Origin of the sequence: Bacillus sp. 005/A4HT-01/001 (assembly GCF_004634445.1) — a bacterium.
Classification (GTDB): Bacteria; Bacillota; Bacilli; order Bacillales; family Bacillaceae; genus Bacillus; species Bacillus altitudinis.
Genome location: NZ_SEIZ01000005.1, coordinates 138,237 through 159,475 on the forward strand (window position 1 = coordinate 138,237; position 21,239 = coordinate 159,475).

16 protein-coding genes are annotated in these 21,239 nt (G+C 43.2%); 12 read left to right on the forward strand and 4 right to left on the reverse strand.

Features of this window, described 5'->3' with window-relative positions:
* The first annotated feature begins 65 nt into the window (after positions 1 to 65).
* Entirely contained in the window at positions 66 to 1,958 is a 1,893-nt protein-coding gene (locus ES896_RS15385) for an ABC-F family ATP-binding cassette domain-containing protein (protein WP_041506629.1), read from the forward strand.
* Between the two features lie 28 nt (positions 1,959 to 1,986).
* Here the strand turns inward: ES896_RS15385 and folE2 are convergent, their stop codons facing one another.
* On the reverse strand, positions 1,987 to 2,883 hold the full coding sequence (gene folE2 / locus ES896_RS15390; RefSeq protein WP_060780863.1) for a GTP cyclohydrolase FolE2: 897 nt from the start codon (positions 2,881 to 2,883) through the stop codon (positions 1,987 to 1,989).
* Between the two features lie 143 nt (positions 2,884 to 3,026).
* Between folE2 and ES896_RS15395 the strand changes: the two genes are divergently transcribed.
* Positions 3,027 to 3,452 (forward strand): MerR family transcriptional regulator, encoded by a 426-nt coding sequence (locus ES896_RS15395; protein ID WP_060780864.1) that lies wholly within the window; start codon positions 3,027 to 3,029, stop codon positions 3,450 to 3,452.
* A gap of 259 nt (positions 3,453 to 3,711) precedes the next feature.
* Positions 3,712 to 4,902: an MFS transporter gene (locus tag ES896_RS15400; protein WP_135226989.1), complete on the forward strand. Its 1,191-nt coding sequence runs from the start codon at positions 3,712 to 3,714 to the stop codon at positions 4,900 to 4,902.
* A gap of 49 nt (positions 4,903 to 4,951) precedes the next feature.
* Here ES896_RS15400 and ES896_RS15405 read toward each other — a convergent pair whose 3' ends face one another.
* Positions 4,952 to 6,505 carry an ABC-F family ATP-binding cassette domain-containing protein gene (locus tag ES896_RS15405; protein ID WP_008343192.1) on the reverse strand — a complete coding sequence of 518 codons (1,554 nt, stop codon included), beginning with the start codon at positions 6,503 to 6,505 and terminating at the stop codon, positions 4,952 to 4,954.
* Between the two features lie 152 nt (positions 6,506 to 6,657).
* Between ES896_RS15405 and ES896_RS15410 the strand changes: the two genes are divergently transcribed.
* On the forward strand, positions 6,658 to 7,800 hold the full coding sequence (locus ES896_RS15410; protein WP_008343190.1) for a DEAD/DEAH box helicase: 1,143 nt from the start codon (positions 6,658 to 6,660) through the stop codon (positions 7,798 to 7,800).
* Between the two features lie 37 nt (positions 7,801 to 7,837).
* On the opposite strand, the gene ES896_RS15415 is transcribed toward ES896_RS15410, so the two are convergent.
* Together ES896_RS15415 and ES896_RS15420 are read right to left on the reverse strand one after the other, a co-directional pair.
* Positions 7,838 to 8,842 (reverse strand): NADP-dependent oxidoreductase, encoded by a 1,005-nt coding sequence (locus ES896_RS15415; protein ID WP_008343189.1) that lies wholly within the window; start codon positions 8,840 to 8,842, stop codon positions 7,838 to 7,840.
* A 121-nt stretch (positions 8,843 to 8,963) separates the two neighbouring features.
* Positions 8,964 to 9,341 (reverse strand): YfmB family protein, encoded by a 378-nt coding sequence (locus ES896_RS15420; protein WP_017366799.1) that lies wholly within the window; start codon positions 9,339 to 9,341, stop codon positions 8,964 to 8,966.
* A 222-nt stretch (positions 9,342 to 9,563) separates the two neighbouring features.
* Between ES896_RS15420 and ES896_RS15425 the strand changes: the two genes are divergently transcribed.
* The 8 genes from ES896_RS15425 to ES896_RS15460 all read left to right on the forward strand — a co-directional run bounded on the left by ES896_RS15425 (position 9,564) and on the right by ES896_RS15460 (position 21,239).
* Positions 9,564 to 9,911, forward strand: a complete 348-nt coding sequence (locus tag ES896_RS15425) for a YflT domain-containing protein (protein ID WP_035391383.1) — start codon at positions 9,564 to 9,566, stop codon at positions 9,909 to 9,911.
* Positions 9,912 to 11,042: 1,131 nt separating this feature from the next.
* Complete coding sequence (locus ES896_RS15430) at positions 11,043 to 11,699, forward strand: class I SAM-dependent methyltransferase (protein ID WP_007496773.1); 657 nt, start codon at positions 11,043 to 11,045, stop codon at positions 11,697 to 11,699.
* Positions 11,700 to 12,211: 512 nt separating this feature from the next.
* Positions 12,212 to 12,937, forward strand: coding sequence for a GTP cyclohydrolase II (locus ES896_RS15435; protein WP_017360404.1), 726 nt, complete (start codon positions 12,212 to 12,214; stop codon positions 12,935 to 12,937).
* Between the two features lie 32 nt (positions 12,938 to 12,969).
* Positions 12,970 to 13,773, forward strand: a complete 804-nt coding sequence (locus ES896_RS15440) for a formylglycine-generating enzyme family protein (protein ID WP_024718589.1) — start codon at positions 12,970 to 12,972, stop codon at positions 13,771 to 13,773.
* A 4-nt stretch (positions 13,774 to 13,777) separates the two neighbouring features.
* Positions 13,778 to 15,535 (forward strand): WD40 repeat domain-containing protein, encoded by a 1,758-nt coding sequence (locus ES896_RS15445; RefSeq protein ID WP_135226990.1) that lies wholly within the window; start codon positions 13,778 to 13,780, stop codon positions 15,533 to 15,535.
* Positions 15,536 to 15,816: 281 nt separating this feature from the next.
* Positions 15,817 to 16,899 carry a bifunctional diaminohydroxyphosphoribosylaminopyrimidine deaminase/5-amino-6-(5-phosphoribosylamino)uracil reductase RibD gene (ribD, locus tag ES896_RS15450; protein ID WP_135226991.1) on the forward strand — a complete coding sequence of 361 codons (1,083 nt, stop codon included), beginning with the start codon at positions 15,817 to 15,819 and terminating at the stop codon, positions 16,897 to 16,899.
* Positions 16,900 to 17,015: 116 nt separating this feature from the next.
* Entirely contained in the window at positions 17,016 to 19,502 is a 2,487-nt protein-coding gene (locus ES896_RS15455) for an exosporium glycoprotein BclB-related protein (protein ID WP_240688390.1), read from the forward strand.
* Positions 19,503 to 19,643: 141 nt separating this feature from the next.
* On the forward strand, positions 19,644 to 21,239 hold the full coding sequence (locus tag ES896_RS15460) for a sensor histidine kinase (protein WP_072367740.1): 1,596 nt from the start codon (positions 19,644 to 19,646) through the stop codon (positions 21,237 to 21,239).

Below are 21,239 nucleotides of genomic sequence, written 5' to 3' on the forward strand. Positions count from 1 at the left end.
TAAAACTAGTTTTCTGCTACTGACTGATTTAAAATAAAGGAAGAATCTATGTAAGGGCTGATAAAATGAGTTTATTGAATGTAGAAGGATTATATAAAACCTATGGCGAAAAAACGCTGTTTGATCATATCTCTTTTCATATAGAACCAAAGGAACGCATCGGGTTAATTGGACCGAATGGAACAGGGAAGTCAACGCTTTTAAAAGTCATTGCAGGACTTGAATCATTTGAGGAAGGCGACATCACAAAGGCAGGGACACTTGATATCGAATTTCTCGAGCAAGATCCTGAAATGAGCGGGGATGAAACGATTCTCGACTATATTTTTTCAGGAACAGCACCAATGATTCAAACAATGAAGGCCTATGAAAAGGCACTGGCTGATTTAGAGCATGATCCACAAAACGAGGCAAAACAAGAAGCGCTTATGCGTATGCAAAATAAAATGGATCAGGACGACGCATGGGATGCGAACCTTTCGGCGAAAACGATTTTGACAAAGCTTGGCGTTAAAGATGTGAGCCGATCTGTTCATGCGTTATCAGGTGGACAGAAAAAGCGTGTGGCGATCGCCAAAAATTTAATTCAGCCTGCGGGTTTGCTGATTTTAGATGAGCCGACAAACCATCTGGACAACGCAACCATTGAATGGCTTGAAGGATATTTGAGTCAATACAGCGGGGCTGTCATTCTTGTTACCCATGATCGTTATTTCTTAAACCGTGTCGCCAATCGGATTTATGAATTAAACCAGGGGCAGCTTTACACATATAAAGGAAATTATGAAGTCTTTTTAGAAAAAAGAGCGGAACGAGAAGCAGAAGCTCAAGTAAAAGAAACGAAACGTCAAAATTTGCTTAGACGTGAGCTTGCATGGCTCAGAAGAGGGGCAAAGGCTCGAACGACAAAGCAAAAAGCGCGTATCGGCAGAGTGGAAGAGCTGAAGGATCAAAAGGGACCTGATGCAAAGGGAGAGCTTGATTTTGCGATCGGTTCTCACCGGCTTGGAAAACAAGTGATTGAGGCAGAAGAGATCAGCATCACATTTGCTGGTCAAACCCTTGTGGACCAGTTCAGCGATTTAGTCGTGCCAGGGGATCGCATCGGATTTATCGGACCGAATGGAGTGGGCAAAACGACTTTACTCAATTGCCTGGCGGGTAAAATCGAACCGACGAATGGACAATTGACCATTGGACAAACAGTCCGCATTGGCTATTACACGCAGGACCATAACGAAATGAATGAAGAGCTGAATATCATTGATTACATCAAAGAAACAGCTGAAATTGTCAAAACGGCAGATGGCGTCATTGTGACAGCAGAGCAGATGCTGGAGAGATTTTTATTCCCTAGATCCATGCAGCGCACGTTTATCCGCAAGCTGTCAGGGGGAGAGCGCCGCAGATTGTATTTATTGAAGGTATTGATGGAAGAGCCGAATGTTCTCTTTTTAGATGAGCCGACGAATGATCTTGATACAGAGACGCTCAGCATTTTAGAGGATTATTTGGAGCAGTTCCCAGGCGTAGTCATCACCGTGTCGCATGATCGTTATTTCTTAGACCGAGTCGTCCATCGTCTGCTTGTGTTTGAAGGGAATGGACGTATTTCACACTTCCAAGGTGCTTACAGCGATTATATGGAGCAAGAAAAAGAACAGAAGCGGACAGAGACAAAACCAGCTGAAAAACAAGTAGAAGCTGCACCGAAAAAGAGAAAAAAACTATCCTATAAGGACCAGCTTGAATGGGATGGGATTGAAGATCGGATACAAGCACTAGAGGACAAACACCAGCAGCTCGAAGCCAGCATTGCTGAGGCTGGCAGTGATTTTGGGAAAATTCAAGAGCTGATGGACAAGCAAAAAGCCGTCGCTGAAGAATTAGAACAAGCGATGGATCGTTGGACAGAACTGTCGATGATGATTGAAGAATTAGAAAGTAATGAAAAATAAAGGTTGGCAAAAAAACTGTAGAGACATTCTACAGTTTTTTTTGATAAGAACATTTGGCATAAGCATCGTGCTGATGAATGGATTCTTCATTTCGGCACTCAATTTGAAAGCCTTTAATCCAGTTTTGTTCATATAGCTCTGCTGCAATTAACCTCGCAACATCCTCTACAAAACGTGGATTTTCATAGGCCTCTTCTGTCACTTGTTTTTCATCTGGTCTTTTGAGTACAGGGTAAAGGGGCGCACTCGCATTAGACTCGATGATCCGCAGTAGATCTGCTTTCATGTCGTCAGGGAGTTGACCTTGTTCAAACAGCTCTACCTGAATCGATACAGTGCCACGCTGATTATGTGCGCCGTATTCACTGATTTCTTTTGAACAAGGACATAACGTTGTCACCTGAGCAGTGCAGCCAATATGACAAATCCATCCGTTTTCTTCATGAAAGTGGATGTCGTATTGCACGTCTGCATGCATCAAACCGGACTTTCTGCTGATGGGACTCTTTTTTTCCATGTACCACGGAAAGGAAACTTGAATCGAGGCAGATGGCTGATTCATTTGCTTGGCAAGCTGTGCTGTCAATTCTTTTAAGGAATCCACATCAACCGGCTTTCCGCTCTCATAAAATGAGTGAAGCTGCTCGGTGAGACGGCTCATATGAATGCCTTTTTGATGAGCTGGCAAATATGTACTCAGCGTAAAATCAGCGGAAGCGGTTTGGTGCTGTGGAGTCGTTTTAGACAAAATATGTACAGGGTACGACACACGGCAAATTCCGACCTGTTCCAGATCAAAATAAAAGTCCTGTTCGGTTTGTTGGATGTCTATCATGTCCTCTTTTTGACTAGGTTTTGTTCTAGCGCTTGGCGGGACAGAACCGAATTGTGCGTGTCGTTCTTTTTTGGATGGAAATGAACACATATGGTACCTCCTTTAAAACGTAATGATTCCTATTTATTCTGCATCAAACCACAATAGAAATCAAGTGATCAAACATTAACGTTTACGTTAAGGTAACAAAGGTGTATAATAAAACATGAATTGATGAGCAGGAGGCACTGGTGATGGAATGGATGAAAATTGATCAAGTGGCGAAAAGAAGCGGTCTGACGAAACGGACCATTCGTTTCTATGAAGAGATTGGTTTATTATCAGCACCAAAGCGGACAGAGGGCGGTGTCAGACTTTACTCAGAGGATGACATGGAAGAACTGGAGAAAGTGATGCAGGCCAAAGAAGTACTTGGCTTTTCTTTACAAGAGCTTCAGTCGTTTATGGAAATCGGAAAACAGCTTGAGCTGAATAAAGAAGGCTACTTGTTGTCACTTGACCCGAAGGAACGATTAGAGAAACTGTTAGATATTGAGGCGCAGCTGACTGTGCAGCATCAATTGATTACAAAAAAGCTAGAAACGATTCAATCCTTTAAAAAGGATCTTGAAATGATGAAAGAAAGAGCGGCTCATGCCATTGAGCAATTACAAAAATAAACACCTCAGCGTGTTTATTTCAGCGTGTAGACAAACCCTCGCATTCTTTGTCAGTCCTGCGCTCTGGTGCTCACGAATGCCAAATTCGCTCCGCTCCAGTGCTCGTCCTTCCTAGACTGCAAAGGTTTTCTATCACGCTGAAAAAGAAGACAAAGAGCTAAAATAAAGTTCATTTTAGCCCTTTGTCAACAAAATAAAATAAACACCTCAGCGTGTTTATTTTATTTTGTTAAACAACTGTAGGAAAGGTTCTGATGGAATGAAGGAAGAAGAAGTATTGAAACAGCGTACGAGTTTGCTTAGACAGCCAAAAGCCGTCTGGGCGGTGGCCTTTGCTTGTGTGATTTCATTTATGGGCATAGGGCTTGTAGACCCGATTTTGCCAGCCATTGCATCACAATTACATGCATCTCCAAGTCAGGTGTCTCTTTTATTTACGAGCTATTTGCTTGTCACCGGCTTTGTGATGTTTTTTACCGGTTTTATTTCTAGTCGTATTGGTGCCAAATGGACGTTATTATTAGGACTCATCTTTATTATTGTCTTTTCTGCTTTAGGCGGTACTTCTTCAACCATTAATGAATTAATTGGTTTTAGAGGCGGATGGGGCATTGGGAATGCCTTATTTATTTCAACGGCATTATCAGTGATTGTCGGTGTGTCTGTTGGAGGAAGTGCGAAAGCCATCATTTTATATGAGGCGGCACTAGGTCTTGGGATTTCTGTTGGGCCGCTCCTTGGCGGTGAGCTTGGAACGATCTCTTGGCGCGGGCCATTCTTTGGTGTGGGAGTGTTAATGCTCGTTGCTCTTTTAGCCATTACCTTTATGCTTCCACCTATGCAAAAGCCGCAGAAAAAGGTGAAATTATTTGAAGCTGTTGGAGCCTTGAAATATAAGGGGCTTTTAACGATGGCATCTGCTGCTTTCTTATATAACTTTGGATTCTTTGTTCTTCTAGCTTATTCGCCATTTGTGCTTCATCTTGATGAGCATGGTCTTGGTTATGTCTTTTTTGGATGGGGATTATTTTTGGCTGTGACATCTGTCTTCTCAGCGCCGGTCATTCATCGCAAATTGGGTACATTAACAGCTCTTGTTGTTCTCTTTGCTTCGTTTGCTGTGATTTTATTCGGCATTGGAATATGGACATCACATGTGGTCGTGGTCATTTGCGGTATTGTCATTGCTGGGGGAATCCTCGGCATGATCAATACGGTGCTTACGACGGCTGTGATGGGATCAGCTCCTGTTGAGCGTTCAATTGCATCATCTTCATACAGTGCTGTACGATTTATTGGTGGTGCGATTGCGCCTTGGATTGCGGGAGTTCTCGCTGAAACTTACACAGCAAGCACCCCTTATTATGTAGGGGCGGCAGTTGTTCTCTTAGGAATGGTCATCCTGCTTCTTGGCCGTAAGCATCTGGTGAATATCCAACCAGGTCATTAATAGAAAAAAGCCTCATATCTTTTGAAAAGATATGAGGCTTTTTTTGTCGTTATAATACTTTGGTTGTCCAGGATTCGCAATTCCAAGTTTCAGTAGCCACATCTTGATAAAATTCAGGTTCGTGGGAAATCAATAGGACGCTGCCTTTATATTCTTTTAACGCGCGCTTTAATTCTTCTTTTGCATCGACATCCAAGTGGTTTGTCGGCTCATCGAGAACAAGCAAATTGGTTTCTTCGTTAATGAGCTTGCAAAGGCGGACCTTCGCTTTTTCACCACCACTTAAAACAGACACACGGCTTTCAATATGTTTTGTCGTTAAACCGCATTTGGCAAGGGCAGCTCTGACTTCATATTGTGTGTACGATGGGAAGGTGCTCCACACCTCTTCGATACAAGTATTGCTGTTTTGCTCTTTTACTTCTTGCTCAAAGTAGCCAATATGCAAGAATTCTCCACGTTCCACCTCACCAGAAATGGGGGAGATTTCTCCAAGCAGGCTTCGGAGCAGTGTCGTTTTTCCGATACCGTTGGCACCGTATAACGCAATTTTCTGCCCGCGTTCCATTTTTAAATTCAATGGACGAGAAAGTGGTTCGTCATACCCAATGACTAAATCCTTCGTTTCAAAAATTAATTTCCCTGATGTACGTGCAGGTTTAAAGTGGAATTCTGGTTTTGGTTTTTCTGCCGCTAATTCAATCATGTCCATCTTATCGAGTTTCTTTTGACGAGACATCGCCATATTTCGAGTGCTGACACGTGCTTTATTTCTCGCGACAAAATCCTTTAATTCAGCCACTTCTTGCTGCTGCCTTTTATACGCTGCCTCTAGTTGCTGCTTTTTCACTTCGTACACTTGTTTAAATTGATCATAATCACCAACATAGCGCGTGAGTTCTTGATTTTCGACATGATAAATCAAGTTAATGACACTGTTTAGGAACGGAATATCATGTGAAATGAGGATAAACGCATTTTCATATTCCTGCAAATAGCGCTTCAGCCACTCAATATGCTGTTCATCTAAATAGTTGGTCGGCTCGTCAAGAAGAAGAATTTCAGGCTTCTCTAATAGCAATTTCGCAAGCAGTACTTTTGTACGCTGTCCGCCGCTCAGCTCTGTCACATCACGATCCAGCCCGAGATCTGTTAACCCAAGACCTCTTGCAATTTCCTCTACCTTGGAATCAATGATATAAAAATCATTGTTCGTCAGGGCATCCTGAATGACGCCTACTTCTTCTAAAAGCTTTTCTAGCTCATCAGGATCTGCTTCACCCATTTTTTCGTAAATGTCATTCATTGCGGCTTCCATTGAGAATAAATAATGGAATGCATCTTGAAGGACTTCACGAATGGTTCTTCCTTTTTCAAGCACGGTATGCTGATCGAGGTAGCCGACACGGACATTTTTTGCCCATTCGACTTTTCCTGCATCTGGCTCAAGCTTGCCAGTAATAATATTCATAAACGTTGACTTTCCTTCACCGTTGGCGCCGATCAAGCCGACATGCTCGCCTTTTAATAACCGGAAGGAGACTTCGTGGAAAATGGCTCTGTCGCCAAAGCCATGACTTAAATCTTTAACAGATAATATCATTTTTTACACCTCAAATAGATTCAAAACGGCTAGTGCCTCTCATGATTATATCGAACTGTCCGGCTCGATAAAAGCATCAAAAGAAAAATTGCGTTTCAAAGCTGATTTTGAGATACTTAAGGATAGATTGAATGAGGATAAAGGAGATCAACATGACGGAAAATTGGGCATTTTTTAAAGAAGCAAAGCCATTTATTCAAAAGAACTTTGAAGCGGCTGGCTTTGAGAAGCCAACAGCGATACAAGAACAAACAGCAGAGTGGATTACGGAAAAACGCGATGTGATCGCAGAATCACCGACTGGAACAGGGAAGACACTTGCGTATGTTCTGCCGCTTTTAAATAAAATTGATGTGACTATCAAACACCCGCAAGTCTTAATCTTGGCACCTTCAAGAGAGCTTGTGATGCAAATTTTTGATGTCGTGCAAGAATTCAAACAAGGTTCAGACATCAAAGCTATTTCCTTAATAGGCGGGGCAAACATCAAGAAGCAGCAGGAAAAGCTAAAAAAACACCCGAATATCGTGGTGGCGACACCGGGTCGCGTACAAGAGTTAATCAAAATCAAGAAACTGAAAATGCACGAAGTCAAAACGATTGTATTAGACGAGGCAGATCAACTTCTTGTCCCAGAGCATATGAAAACGATCCAAGCGATCATTAAATCCACATTAAAAGAAAGACAAATCCTTTGTTTTTCTGCAACATTGAAAGAAGAAACCGTTCAGCTGATCAAAGACATTGCATCTGAACCAGAGGTATTGAGAATTAGCAGAAGCCAAGAAGAAGCGCAGAAGGTAGGGCATTATTACCTGTTATGTGATCAGCGCGACAAGGTGAAATTACTGCAAAAGCTATCACGGCTTGAGGACATGCAGGCACTTGTCTTTGTGCGAGATATTACGAATTTGAGCATTTATGCAGAAAAATTAGCGTATCACCATGTCGACCTTGGTGTGCTTCACAGTGAAGCGAAAAAAGCAGAGCGTGCTGTCATCTTAAAGGCATTTGAACAGCGTGAATTCCCGCTCCTCCTTGCAACAGATATTGCAGCAAGAGGAATCGATATTGATGATCTGCCATATGTGATTCATGCAGATATGCCAAATGAAGAGGGCTACATCCACCGTTCAGGTAGAACCGGACGCGCAGGAAAAGAAGGCGCAGTCATCAGTCTTGTCACACCTCAAGAGCAATCAATGCTGAAAAAAATGGCGAAAAAGCTGAATCTTTCGCTTGAAGAAATTGTGTATAAGCAAGGCCAGCTGCACCTTGCGCCCAAGCAGGCATAAGAAAAGGACCCTCCATAATTGGCGGGTCCTTTTTGTGTTATGAAATTTTGACAAGTTGTTTTCCGACATTTTCCCCTTTGAATAGTCCAAGGAATGCATCTGGAATATGGTCAAAACCTTCGATAATGGTTTCTTTGTAAGTCAGTTTGTCTTCTTTTACCCATTGTGCGAGATCTTTTGCCGCCTCTTCAAAACGATCAGAGTAGTTGGCAACAATGAAGCCCTGCATTAATGCACTTGTTTTAATGAGTTTTGTTTGCACACGAGGGCCAATGTCTTCGCTTGCACTAATGTTATAAGAAGAAATGGCGCCGCAGACTGGAATACGTGCAAAACGGTTCAAATGATTCATTACAGCATCAGAGATGTCGCCGCCCACATTGTCAAAATACACATCGACACCGTTTGGACAGGCTTTTGCAATGGCGTCATCTAAATCATTTGTTGTTTTATAATTAATGGTTTCATCAAAGCCCAGTTCTTTTAAATAAGCCAGTTTATCATCAGATCCGGCAATTCCAACGACGTGGGCACCTTTGATTTTAGCAATCTGTCCGACAACAGAACCAACGGCACCTGCGGCTCCAGAAATGACAACCGTTTCGCCTTCTTTTGGCTGACCAATCGCAAGAAGTCCAAAATAGGCGGTTTGTCCTGGCATGCCCAAAATCCCTAAGTAATAAGATAACGGCGCAATGGATGGATCAATTTTTGTCAGAGACTCTGCTTTGGCAGTAGAATATTCCTGCCAGCCAAGGAATCCAAGTACAAAATCACCTTTCTCAAATTGAGGAGATTTGGACTCGACGACTTCTCCGACCACACCACCTTGAATCACTTCATTGAGTTTAAACGGAGGTGTATAGGATTTTGTATCTTGCATTCGACCTCTCATGTAAGGATCTACAGACACATATTTCGTTTGAATCAAGACTTCGCCATCTTGCGGCGTTGGTATATCAACTGTTTCAAAATGAAAAACATCTTTAGTAGGTAACCCTTTTGGACGTTTTGCTAATTGAATTTGTTTTTGTTGACTCATGTCAAATCCTCCCTTTCACTTGCAACCTAGATTTACATTAACATGATGCTTCTTTTCGTTCAAAACATACGGTCTTTTCCAAGCACATACAAAAAAGCAGCCACCATCTAAAAGAAGGGGACTACTTTTTTTGAAGAGAGACAGAAAGGAGCGGCGGGAGACAACCAAACAGTTGATACTCATCCGCATCACGTTCTTTTAACAAATATTCATTTGCATTTTGCATGGAGGCTTTCATCATATCGTGCGTCACAAAAGGAAAAAGGATATTTAAATATGAGGACAACAGGTCTTGTGGATCTTGTTCGATTGACTCGATATCTCCAATGTTAATAATAATAGAAAAGAGATAATCGATGCAGATGTGAAAGTGCTGTTCAGCAAACAAAGTAAGCGGCTTTGCTTTTGATTCTTCAGGATTCCATTTTTGAAAAAGCTGTTTCACCAAATCACTGACAACCCATGCATTAAACTGCTGCTCAGCTGAAAAATAATACATCAGCTCCCCCCCATTTCTAGCCTCCAGTATAAGAATTGTACAACAAATGACAAGGAAAGCATATAATTTTTCAGAAAATTTAGTCATTTTTACAGTCTTTTTGTCAAAAATAAGTCCATAGACGCATTAAGTTCACAGAGTAAAAATGGATGTGCTGGAGGAAGGTTTAATGACAAAAGTGACGGGTAAAAGATTCGTAAGACGTTAAAGGAGGAATAATAAATGAAACCTGTTGTAAGAGAGTATTCAAATGATGAAACACTTCAAAGAGATGTGGAGCAATTAAAACAACTCGGTGTTGCAAGAGAGGACATTTATGTTCTGTCCCATGACGATGATCGAACTGAGCGTATTGCAAGCAATGCAGATGCCAATACGATAGGTCCAAAAGAAGTTGGACTCAAGCATGCGGTTGGAAACATCTTTAGCAAAAAGGGAGATGAACTCCGCAATAAGATTCACGAAATTGGTTTCTCAAAAGATGAAGCTGAGACATTTGAAGAACATTTAGACGAAGGAAAAGTTCTTCTCTTTGTGACTGACCATGAAAAAGTGAAAAATTGGGCATAAACGCCATCGTAAAAAGCCTCTTACTTTTGTAAGGGGCTTTTTTCAGATTTTTGACAAAGGGCTAAAATGAACTTGATTTTAGCCCTTTGTCTTCTTTTCAGCGTGATAGAAAACCTTTGCAGTCTAGGAAGGACGAGTACTGGCGCGGAGCGAATTTCACATTCGTGAGCACCAGCACGCAGGACTGACAAAGAATGCGAGGGTTTGTCTACACGCTGAAAGCCTCTTACTTTTGTAAGGGGCTTTTTTTCATACTGCGATAATTAAAATCTACCATCTGTCTTTTTCACTATAATAAGACAGGTTAAAAAATTGGGATAAACAGTAAAATGTCTAATTGAAAATATAGAAATATCAAAGGATACCATCAAAAAAAAGAAAAAAGTAGTGAAAATATCACAAAAAACCATTCGGGAAATAATTATGATATCTTTATTTTTATCTCAAAATGAAATAAAAATCTTGTGTAATTTAGTAGATAAATTTCTTAGTTCTATTGGTTTAAGTTGTATTTTTGTGTAGAAATAAGTGTTTTAAGGTCAAAAAACCACGAAATATACCTGTATTTTCAATTAGAAAATCATTCTAATGTTTAGGAAATAATTTGTTGACAAAATAATCTAAAAACAATATATTTGGCTTAATCAAGTCATTATGGAATTAGTTGTTAAATTTTTGATAGGTGGATTTCAGGATCAATTCTGTAAAGGATGATGCATTAAGACCTAAGGAAGAGCACTTCTGGGGCAAAGCGATACTGAAGAAATATCTATTAGACAAAAAGAAATGAATGATAGATAGCTTAGAATGGTAGATTCGTTTTTCTACTATGCCTATTTCTCAATGGTAATATTCAGAGGATCATCATAAAGAAAGCGCTTTCCTAGCGCTGTTAAGGAGGTGAACCCATATGAAGAAAATGTATAACAAACTGAGGCGCTGTAATAGTTGAATGGCTGTGGTTGTATGTGAAGATGAGTGCTGAAAAAGAAGAGTGACATGTGGGATGCTTCTCTCCTTTTTCAGAAAACAGATTTCCTAAAAAATCCATCTTTCATTTTATCATAAGGCTTTTTGCTTGAAAACCACCTTTGTTAGGAAAGGTGATTGTGAATTGAAGGAGGTCAAGTGATGAAAAAGGCTTTGTATCATGAAGACAGCGGGTTGTATTTAGAGAAAATGCGCATGGCTTTTCAAGAACACTATGAGCAAAGAACAGATATGTGGTCTACTGATCCATCATTAACAGACGCTGCTGTGATGTCTCTCAAGGCATGGCGTTCCAGGGAAAAGGATGCACTTGCTTCTGTGCTGGATATCGGCTGCGGGAATGGACGGGCTCTTGAACATTTACAAGGACTGTCGGCATATACCGGCATTGACCTTTATGAGCATGAGGAATGGCAAGGATTGAAGAAGAGAAAAGAGGTTCCTGTCCATTTTTATCATCAAGATTTTATGTCTTGGTCAATGGATCAAGGGCGCGAGCTGACGTTTGATCTGATTTTAGATCATGGCTGCTTTCACCATCAGCACCCTGATGACCACGAACGATACTTAAAGCAGATTTCCTCGCTGCTTCATGAAGGTGGTGTGTTTTCCCTTGTTGTATGGGGAGAAGAGTGGAAAACAGGCTTAATCGGAGAAGATGGACGCTTCCATTTTTCATTCTCAGATACTCAGCTTGGAGAAAAGATTTGTACATCAGGGCTTGAGCTCGTTTCGATTACACCATTACAAGCGAAGGCTGGGATCAGCCAGCATCATGTCATTGCTGTCAAAATCTAGTGCAAAGGAGGATAAACGCGATGTTTGATGTGATGGTTCTTGGTGCATACCTAGGCGAGTGCTTCAATCAATGTAGCTGAATTGAAGTACGGACTATTCATCCAATCAAAGGGTACAACCGGATGACGTGCATTTGAAGGACCAGAGCTTCTAGTAAAGGAGAAAGCAGCTCGAAGCTAGCAGAGATATTCTTTTAGAGAAAGAGCATGTCAGTTTCCATTCAAGAATCATCAAATGGTGTTGCTCTCTTACAGAGAATACAGCGTATGAAGCTCGATTTCTGCTCCTTTGTACTGGACAAGTGACAGTCTAAAAAGAGTCTTTATGAAAGGTACTGATGGATGATTGGCATCGCACATCTATTCAGCCAGTATGTCAGGAAATTTCTCCTGAGCCATGATTCTAGCTGGAACCGGTGCTCAGGGTGCAAAGGGAGTGCATACACATATTCATCACGCCATCACTGCGCTGAGAGAGTTCAATGGGGTGCAGTGATGAATAGGGGGAGACAAATGAACAAGTTTGTAGCTGAACTACAATCAATGATTCATCATTTTACATTTCAAGAAAAACACTATTTGCTCGTGGGGCCAGTGAACCTGCCGATCTCTATTGAACATGAAGAAGTGCAGTTTACATGGTATGCCTTTGCGTCTGTAGAAGCTGATACAACGCCAACGGTTGAGTCTATTGTACAAATGAGTACCGAGCAGCAAACATTTTCCTCTTGTCTCCTTTTTGGCGACTTTGAAAATGAAGTGCCGCCGCTTGTGCGAATTCATAGTGTCTGCCAAACAGGGGATGTGTTTGGGTCACTGAAATGTGATTGCGGTCCACAGCTTGCATCATCGCTAAAAAAAATCACCGATTACGGAAAAGGCATGCTTGTGTATATGGCCAATCAAGAAGGGCGCTCTATTGGGCTAATGGCCAAAGCCTTCACGTATAAATTACAGGAAATGAAACTGGATACATTTGAGGCGAACAGGTTGATCGGCTGCGGAGATGATGATCGGCATTACGAGGAAGCAGCGGCTGTCTTGCACTATTTAAACAAAGGGAAACCATTGCATCTCTTAACCAATAATCCAGATAAAGTCGATTCCATTGCTGCTTACGGTCTTCCGGTTTTACGGTTTGATCATACGGTAGAAGCCTCTCTCTATAATGAAGCATATTTAAAGGCAAAAGCAGCATCAGGGCATATGGTCGATGAGAAGAAATTAATTAATCAGTAGATGAGTTTATTTAAAGAAGGCGGGAGAAAAGCGTGAAACCTGATATCAATTGGATTCAAATCCCAAGCGGCTATGCGACGATTGGAAGTAATGAAGAAGATATGAAAAAGGCATCAGAATTTTGGAAGGACAAACTTCTGAATCCAGCCTATGGCCGTGAGAAAAAATTTCAAAAATGGTTGTACAAAGAATTTCCATCTTATCAGCCGTATATGAGCGAATTTTTCATTTCAGATACGGTCGTCACAAATGAATGGTATCAAAGCTATTGCGACGAGACAGGAAAGCCTTATCCAGAGAGCTTGACGAACCTAGAACTTGGCGGGGGAAAAGACCATCCAGCTTGGGGCATGGACATCGAGGAAGCTTTCTCATTTTGTCAGTGGCTGAGCGGGAAGCTTGGATATGAGGTATCGATCCCTACTGAGGAAGAATGGGAATATGCTGCCCGGGGCAATACGAGACATCAATATCCTTGGGGAGATGAGTTTGACCCCTCTTATTGTAATACGCACGAATCAAATATTGAAAAAACGACACCTGTCCGTCATTACGAAAAAGGAAGATCTCTATTTGGACTATATGATATGGGTGGCAATGTCGAAGAATGGGTCAACACCAAGTATCACATATATGAAGGCGGAATTGAGGTTGTCGATGATTTAACCGAGACACTCGGCAGTGATTACTACATTTTAAAAGGTGGCTCCTTCGCAAGAGGCGGAGATTTATGCAGAGTCGCAAGAAGACACGGTAAACACCCAGACCCTGTTTTTCGATTTACTGGTTTTCGTGTAGTTACTCGTCAAAAACAACATATAAAGGTGGGAGTGTAAAACCATGCATAGAGGACCGATTACATCCGTTTTATCAACTCAGCATGACCAAATTGTCTACACAGGTGGCTATGATCGCTGTATTTATAAATGGGACCGTGCCACGGGAGAAGGAACATTCATTGGCAGTCACGAGCATATCATCAACTCTTTATCCCTTTCGGAAAATGGAACGTATTTAGCGAGTGCATCGTCAGACTATACCATTCAATTATATGATACTGGCACACATACAAGAATTCGTACGCTATATGGTCATGCGGATGATGTGGAAGCTGTCGCATTTGCAAAGCAGGATACGCTTCTTGTATCAGTGTCCAGAGACAGAAGATGCTTAGTTTGGGATATTGAAACGGGAGCCATTTTAAGAGAATTTCATGGACATAGCAAGGATGTATTAGCTGTATGGATTCATGAGGATAAAGCTTATACAACTGGTGACGATGGCTATGTCCTTGTATGGCTCTATGAAACAGGAGAAATTGTAGGTGAAATTGGCCCGTTTGATTATGAGCTGGATACCATCAGCGGCAGCAATCAAAAAGAAGTATTCGCCTTTGGTAGAGACGATGGCACGGTCATCATTTATGATGCCGCTACATTACAGGAGAAAAAAATCATTAAAGCTCATTTACAAGGTGTGAAACGTGTAAACTTTTCGCCGAGCGGTAACTACTTGCTCACAGCGGGATATGACCATTTAATTAAGCTCTGGAATTATGAAACCGGTGATTTAATTGATACGCTGCTGCCTCATAAATATCAATGGGAGCGCTCGCTTGTTTGGACAGAAGATGAGCAGGCCATTTTAGGAGCCAGCTTTGGGAAAACGTATTGTGAATGGTCCATTCAAGAAGGAAAAGTGATTTCTGATGAGCAGGAATTGGCGACACCTTCTATTAATGATATTGCGTTGACTGAAGCGGGTGATATTATCACTGCATCAGATGACGGAAAATTCAGAAAAAATGGAATCGAAATCGCAAAATCAACAGGTGTTCTCACAAATGGAGTGGCTGTTGCTCGGGATGGAAGCTATTATGCATGGGGCGATCATGCGAGCCAGGTGCATATTGTACACGAGTCATTGCAGCAAATGGTCTCTTTTGATCTCAACACAGGTCCTGTCAATAGTGTGTATTTCCATGAGGAGGATCGTCAATTTTATATCGGCACTTATGGCGGTTATGTGCATGTCATTTCGACTGAACACTTAAAGGAAATCGGCCGTTCTAAAGCACATGATTGCGCGGTCAAAGCATTAAAGGTAGAAGGAGATCAAATCATCACAGCGGCAGTTGAAGGAACCATCTGTCTTCTCGATAAAAAGAGTTTGTCCTTAACAGCAGAATATATCGGGGCGACAGAGCTGTTAAATGATGTATTTATTGATAGCAAAAGAGATCGTATTGCCATTGTCAGCCGTGATAAAAACGTCCGATTGTTTGATTTGCATACAGGCAGAATTTTAAATCAGCACAACGAGCATCAATATTCCATTAAATCCATCACTGTGACAGACTCTGGCTATATTGTGAGCGGAGACTATTGGGGATATATTGTGGTCTGGAATCCAGAGCTAGATGTCAATACAGGTCCGATTCGAATTGCTAAGAATGGCATTAGTGCCATTAGACAACTAGGAAATGATGTGTATGCAAGCTCATATGACGGTGGTATTTATCATATTCGAGAAGATGGCACACATACGGAAGTACTGCGCTTATTTGAACAATTTCCGAAAGAAGTAATCTCTCATTAAGAAAAAGAATGTAAGCGGGGGATTCTCATGATAAGTGTTTGCAAGGAACATATGAAAAAAGGTCTGACTGTACTCAATTGTCCGCATGTGCTCCTCATTAATAAATATGAATGTCGCAAATGCTGTTTTTGTAAACAACGAGCATCATATAAACTGTTTTATTCCTTGCCTTACTATGATCGATCTGAAAAGAAACGGCTTGAGAAAGTATAGCACATGAGAATAGAACTCCTTCATTTTCTGAAGGAGTTCTTTCCCTTGAGAGAAGAAAGGAGCCCGAGATGAAAGACGATGTTTTTTATATGAAGCTGGCGATTGCCAACGCGAAGGCGATGAAAGGACAAACCTCACCCAATCCGCTTGTTGGTGCAGTGATTGTTCAGAGCGGTAAGATCGTTGGGATTGGTGCGCACATGAAGGCTGGCGAGCCTCATGCTGAAATTCATGCACTGCTAATGGCAGGAGAAAAGGCGAAGGGAGCTGACATGTATGTGACACTCGAACCTTGTACACATCACGGAAAAACAGGCCCTTGCACCGAAGCAATCATCAAAAGTGGTGTGAAGAAAGTGTTGATTGCCACCCAAGATCCGAATCCGGTTGTTGCAGGTAAAGGAATTGCCTTTTTGAAAAAGGCTGGAATTGAAGTGGAGCAAGGGATATGTAAACAGGAAGCAGATCGTTTAAATGCTCCTTTTTTTCATTTGATGCAAACAAACCTTCCATATGTTGTCTTAAAATCAGCTATTTCGATAGATGGGAAAATTGCCACGGCTGAGCAAGAAAGCAAATGGATCACTGGAATAGAAGCGAGAACAGAAGTGCAGCGCTTACGTCAAGAAGCAGATGCGGTGCTGACAGGAGTGGAAACGATTATTCAAGATGATGCCGGCTTAATTGTAAAGGATTCATTCAACCATCAGCCCATTCGTGTCATTTTAGATTCAACATTAAGGATACCGCTTCATGCCAAATGCTTAACAGATCATAGGGCAGAAACCATAATTTGTACATCACAAGATTATGATCATCAAAAGTATCAACAGTTGATACAAAAAGGTCATCAAGTATTTGTCACAAGCGGAGAACACCGGACAGATCTTCAGGATGTGTTACACATGTTGAAGAAGCGCTCTGTGATGTCAGTGCTTGTAGAGGCAGGGGGCAGTGTGAGTGCGTCATTTTTAGAAGCATCCCTTGTGAACGAAGCTGTTATCTATATGGCACCTTTATTAATCGGAGGGAAAGATGCACCTACTTTTTTTGAAGGAGAAGGTGTGAAAAAACTAAAAAAGGCGATCCGTCCAGCGGATATTGAATATAGTATGGTAGGAAAAGATTTAAAAATGACGATGACATTTTAACGATGGAGAGAGGTCCTTGCACGTAGAGTGCAAGGCCTTTCAAATTTTTTGATAAAAATAAAATTGTACATACACCTTTATCGATCATGATGAATACGATGGATTGGGGTGATTCTATGAGAAAATGTAGACAATGCGGAAAGATATACCCAACTCATTCGACAGACCACTACCAAAAAGGAAGCTGGTATGATGCGTATAAGGATGATGGCTGGGAATGTGATAGTTGTAAGAAAGGTAAATCAGACAAACAAAGGAAACCAGTAAAAAATCCATGCTGTGGAAAAGATCCTTGTGTGTGTGTCATTCAAGGACCGCCAGGGGGAAGAGGAAGGAGAGGCCCAGCAGGTCCGGCGGGTCCAGTGGGTCCAGTAGGCCCAGCGGGTCCAGCAGGAGCAACGGGCGCAACAGGCGCCACCGGTGTAGGTTTAACCGGTATCGTGGCATTTGATCCAGCGGATGCCCCAACCTATCCAGAAGGTCAAGTGGTGACATTTGATGGAAGTACGTATGTGGCGAATACAGCTTCACCAACAGGTACGCCAGGTACGTCTCCAGATTATACATTGTTAGCAGCTGCGGGAGATACGGGCGCCACGGGTGCCACAGGAGCCACAGGAACAGGAGCGACCGGTGCTACAGGAGATACAGGCGCAACCGGAGCGACAGGAGCCATAGGAGCAACGGGCGCAACAGGAGCCACAGGAACAGGAGCGACCGGTGCTACAGGAGATACAGGCGCAACCGGAGCGACAGGAGCCACAGGAGCAACGGGCGCAACAGGAGCCACAGGAACAGGAGCGACCGGTGCTACAGGAGATACAGGCGCAACCGGAGCGACAGGAGCCACCGGAGCTACGGGTGCCACAGGAGCAACAGGAACGGGAGCGACCGGCGCTACAGGAGATACAGGTGCTACCGGAGCGACAGGAGCCACCGGAGATACGGGTGCCACAGGAGCAACAGGAACCGGAGCGACCGGCGCTACAGGAGATACAGGCGCAACCGGAGCGACAGGCGCAACCGGAGCGACAGGAGCCACCGGAGATACGGGTGCCACAGGAGCAACAGGAACCGGAGCCACCGGTGCGACAGGAGCCACCGGAGATACGGGTGCCACAGGAGCAACAGGAACCGGAGCGACAGGAGCCACAGGAGATACAGGCGCAACCGGAGCGACAGGAGCAATTGGAGCGACCGGTGCAACGGGAGATACGGGAGCAACTGGAGTAACCGGAGCCACAGGTGTAACGGGAGATACGGGAGCGACCGGAGTAACCGGAGCCACAGGTGTAACGGGAGATACGGGAGCGACTGGAGTAACCGGAGCCACAGGTGTAACGGGAGATACGGGAGCGACCGGAGCAACTGGAGCCACGGGTGCCACGGGAGATACGGGAGCGACTGGAGTAACCGGAGCCACAGGTGTAACGGGAGATACGGGAGCGACCGGAGTAACCGGAGCTACAGGTGCAACAGGAGATACGGGAGCGACTGGAGTAACCGGAGCCACAGGTGCAACGGGAGATACCGGGGCAACCGGAGTAGGGTTAGCTGGTATTTTGGCATTTGACCCAGCAACAGCTCCAACCTATACAGTAGGTCAAGTGGTGACATATGAAGGTGGAACTTATATCGTAAATACAGCACCACCAACCGGCACACCAGATACGTCTCCAGATTATACGTTATTGGCAGCCGCAGGTGTGACAGGCGCAACGGGAGATACGGGAGCGACCGGAGTAACTGGAGCCACGGGTGCAACGGGAGATACGGGAGCGACTGGAGTAACCGGAGCCACAGGAGCCACGGGAGATACGGGAGCGACCGGAGTAACCGGAGCCACGGGAGCAACCGGAGTAACCGGAGCAACTGGCGCTACCGGAGCCACGGGAGCAACCGGAGTAACCGGAGCCACAGGAGCCACGGGAGATACGGGAGCGACCGGAGTAACCGGAGCCACGGGAGCAACCGGAGTAACCGGAGCCACGGGAGCAACCGGAGTAACCGGAGCCACGGGAGCGACCGGTGCAACAGGGGCTACAGGAACCGGAGCCACGGGCGCAACCGGTGCAACAGGTGTGACAGGATCAAGTGCGATTATTCCATTTGCATCTGGTACGCCAGCTGTTTTAACCACAATCGCAGGCGGTCTAGTTGGAACATCTAGCTTGGTCGGATTCGGTAACTCGGCGACAGGTGTCAGTATTGTAGGAGGAATCATTGATTTAACCGGAGCAGCAGGCACATTGTTGAACATGGCATTCTCCGTTCCAAGAGCAGGAACCATTACTTCATTTGCCGGCTATTTTAGCACGACAGCAGCCCTTTCTTTAGTTGGCACGAGTATTACTGTAACTGCTAGTCTGTTTGCTTCACCGACACCAAATAACAGCTTCACTCAAGTAGCGAGCGTCACATTGGCTCCAGCGTTAACCGGGATTTTAACGCTAGGGGCTATTACAAACGGCATCGCTACTGGTTTAAATGTACCAGTCACACCAGAAACAAGATTACTTGTCGTATTCTCGGCATCAGCTACAGGTCTTTCCTTAGTGAATACCGTAGCAGGCTATGCAAGTGCTGGTTTATCCATCACGTAATAGGCACACAGGGATGACTCAATACTGAGTCATCCTTTTTTGTCTGTGTGAATTTTCTCTTAACTTCATGAGAAAAAATGATATGATTTTCTTAGAGTCTATTCGGGTGAATCTACTGAATTAGGGGTTGTGGCGGTGAGGATGGGCAAAAGGAAAGTCACTTTACAAACAAAAATTTTGGGGTTAATTATTGGTCTTTTACTTGTTGTTATTGCCTTATTGACCATTTGTTTTGGTTTTTTGCAGACATCAGAAAGGCAGAGCCAAGCTGAACAGCTGGCGGTGCAAACTGCTAGAACGATATCTTATATGCCGCCTATTAAAACATCGGTGGCCACGGGAGATTCGCAAAATGAAGAACAGGCTGTGCTTGAGCAAATGAAAGAGCAAGTAAGAGCGCATGCCATTTTTATCACCAATCAAAAAGGAAAGGTTCTTTTTCATACGAATCATGAGGATGTAGGGAAAACCATCAGTGTGTCGGAAGGAAGAAGTACACTGCTATTTGGAGGAACTTCCATATCAACGGGTGATTCTGATGGTGAAACCGTAGTCAGAGGAAGTGCTCCGATCATGAAAGAAACTGGCAGTTATGAAGAGATTATTGGGACAGTCAGTGTCGAATTTTTAAAAAGAGATATCGATCAAGCGACAGCTCATCAACTCTTGAAATTAAGTTATATTGCCCTTCTTGTGCTCTTGCCTGGGGTTTTTGGAGCGATTTTTTTAACAAGGAGTATTCGAAAAGATATATTAGGGCTTGAACCGCATGAAATTGCTTCATTATATCGAGAAAGAGAAGCGATGCTGCATGCGATTAAAGAGGGAATCATTGCATTTGACCGTAAAGGTGCCATTACGATGATGAATACGTCAGCTGAACAGATGCTACGCGTCTCTTCAACGCTGCCTCTTCATATTAATCAAGTGTTGCCAAATGCCAATCTTCTTTCCTATCTAAAGGTAGAGACGATTGAACCTAACATAGAATCAGTCGTCAATGATAAAACCTTCGTGCTAAATGTCAAAAAAGTGGTGCAGGACAATCGAGTATTTGGAGGAATTGTGAGCTTCAGGGAGAAAACCGAGCTGACAAAGCTGCTGGATACATTGACAGAGGTCAGTCAATATTCAGAAGACCTTAGAGCACAAACACACGAATTTTCGAATAAGCTGTACGCTATTTTAGGCTTGCTTGAGTTGAAACAAGTGGATGAAGCCATTGAGTTAATTAAAGAAGAGTATACACTTCAAAATCGCCAGCATGATTTACTCATGAAACAAATTCGCTCTCCGAAGATTCAAGCCATTTTACTTGGGAAGTTAGGAAAGGCATCTGAGAAAAAGGTTCATTTTCACATTGATGAAAATAGTTCATTGGAGCCGCTCCCAGCCCATTTAAGTTTATCTCACTTTATCACCATCATTGGCAATCTCGTAGACAATGCGTTTGAGGCTGTATTGAATAAGGAGAAAAGAGAAGTCAGCTTGTTCATCACAGATATTGGATTTGATATTATCATAGAGGTATCTGATTCAGGGGACGGTGTAGATGAAGGAGCCATTTCACAACTTTTCACAAGAGGACATTCATCAAAGGGAGAAGGGCGAGGTTATGGACTTGCCAATGTCAAAGAAGTACTAGATGAACTTGGGGGCTGGATTGAAGTTGCGAACCAAAAAGAAGGCGGTGCCATCTTCACTGTTTACATACCGAAAGGCACAAAGGGGGAATAG

Coding starts and splice junctions, on each gene's coding strand:
- ES896_RS15385 (WP_041506629.1), top strand. CDS start 66: ATGAGTTTATTGAATGTAGAAGGATTATATAAAACCTATGGCGAAAAA.
- folE2 (WP_060780863.1), bottom strand. CDS start 2,883: ATGTGTTCATTTCCATCCAAAAAAGAACGACACGCACAATTCGGTTCT.
- ES896_RS15395 (WP_060780864.1), top strand. CDS start 3,027: ATGGAATGGATGAAAATTGATCAAGTGGCGAAAAGAAGCGGTCTGACG.
- ES896_RS15400 (WP_135226989.1), top strand. CDS start 3,712: ATGAAGGAAGAAGAAGTATTGAAACAGCGTACGAGTTTGCTTAGACAG.
- ES896_RS15405 (WP_008343192.1), bottom strand. CDS start 6,505: ATGATATTATCTGTTAAAGATTTAAGTCATGGCTTTGGCGACAGAGCC.
- ES896_RS15410 (WP_008343190.1), top strand. CDS start 6,658: ATGACGGAAAATTGGGCATTTTTTAAAGAAGCAAAGCCATTTATTCAA.
- ES896_RS15415 (WP_008343189.1), bottom strand. CDS start 8,842: ATGAGTCAACAAAAACAAATTCAATTAGCAAAACGTCCAAAAGGGTTA.
- ES896_RS15420 (WP_017366799.1), bottom strand. CDS start 9,341: ATGTATTATTTTTCAGCTGAGCAGCAGTTTAATGCATGGGTTGTCAGT.
- ES896_RS15425 (WP_035391383.1), top strand. CDS start 9,564: ATGAAACCTGTTGTAAGAGAGTATTCAAATGATGAAACACTTCAAAGA.
- ES896_RS15430 (WP_007496773.1), top strand. CDS start 11,043: ATGAAAAAGGCTTTGTATCATGAAGACAGCGGGTTGTATTTAGAGAAA.
- ES896_RS15435 (WP_017360404.1), top strand. CDS start 12,212: ATGAACAAGTTTGTAGCTGAACTACAATCAATGATTCATCATTTTACA.
- ES896_RS15445 (WP_135226990.1), top strand. CDS start 13,778: ATGCATAGAGGACCGATTACATCCGTTTTATCAACTCAGCATGACCAA.
- ribD (WP_135226991.1), top strand. CDS start 15,817: ATGAAAGACGATGTTTTTTATATGAAGCTGGCGATTGCCAACGCGAAG.
- ES896_RS15455 (WP_240688390.1), top strand. CDS start 17,016: ATGAGAAAATGTAGACAATGCGGAAAGATATACCCAACTCATTCGACA.
- ES896_RS15460 (WP_072367740.1), top strand. CDS start 19,644: ATGGGCAAAAGGAAAGTCACTTTACAAACAAAAATTTTGGGGTTAATT.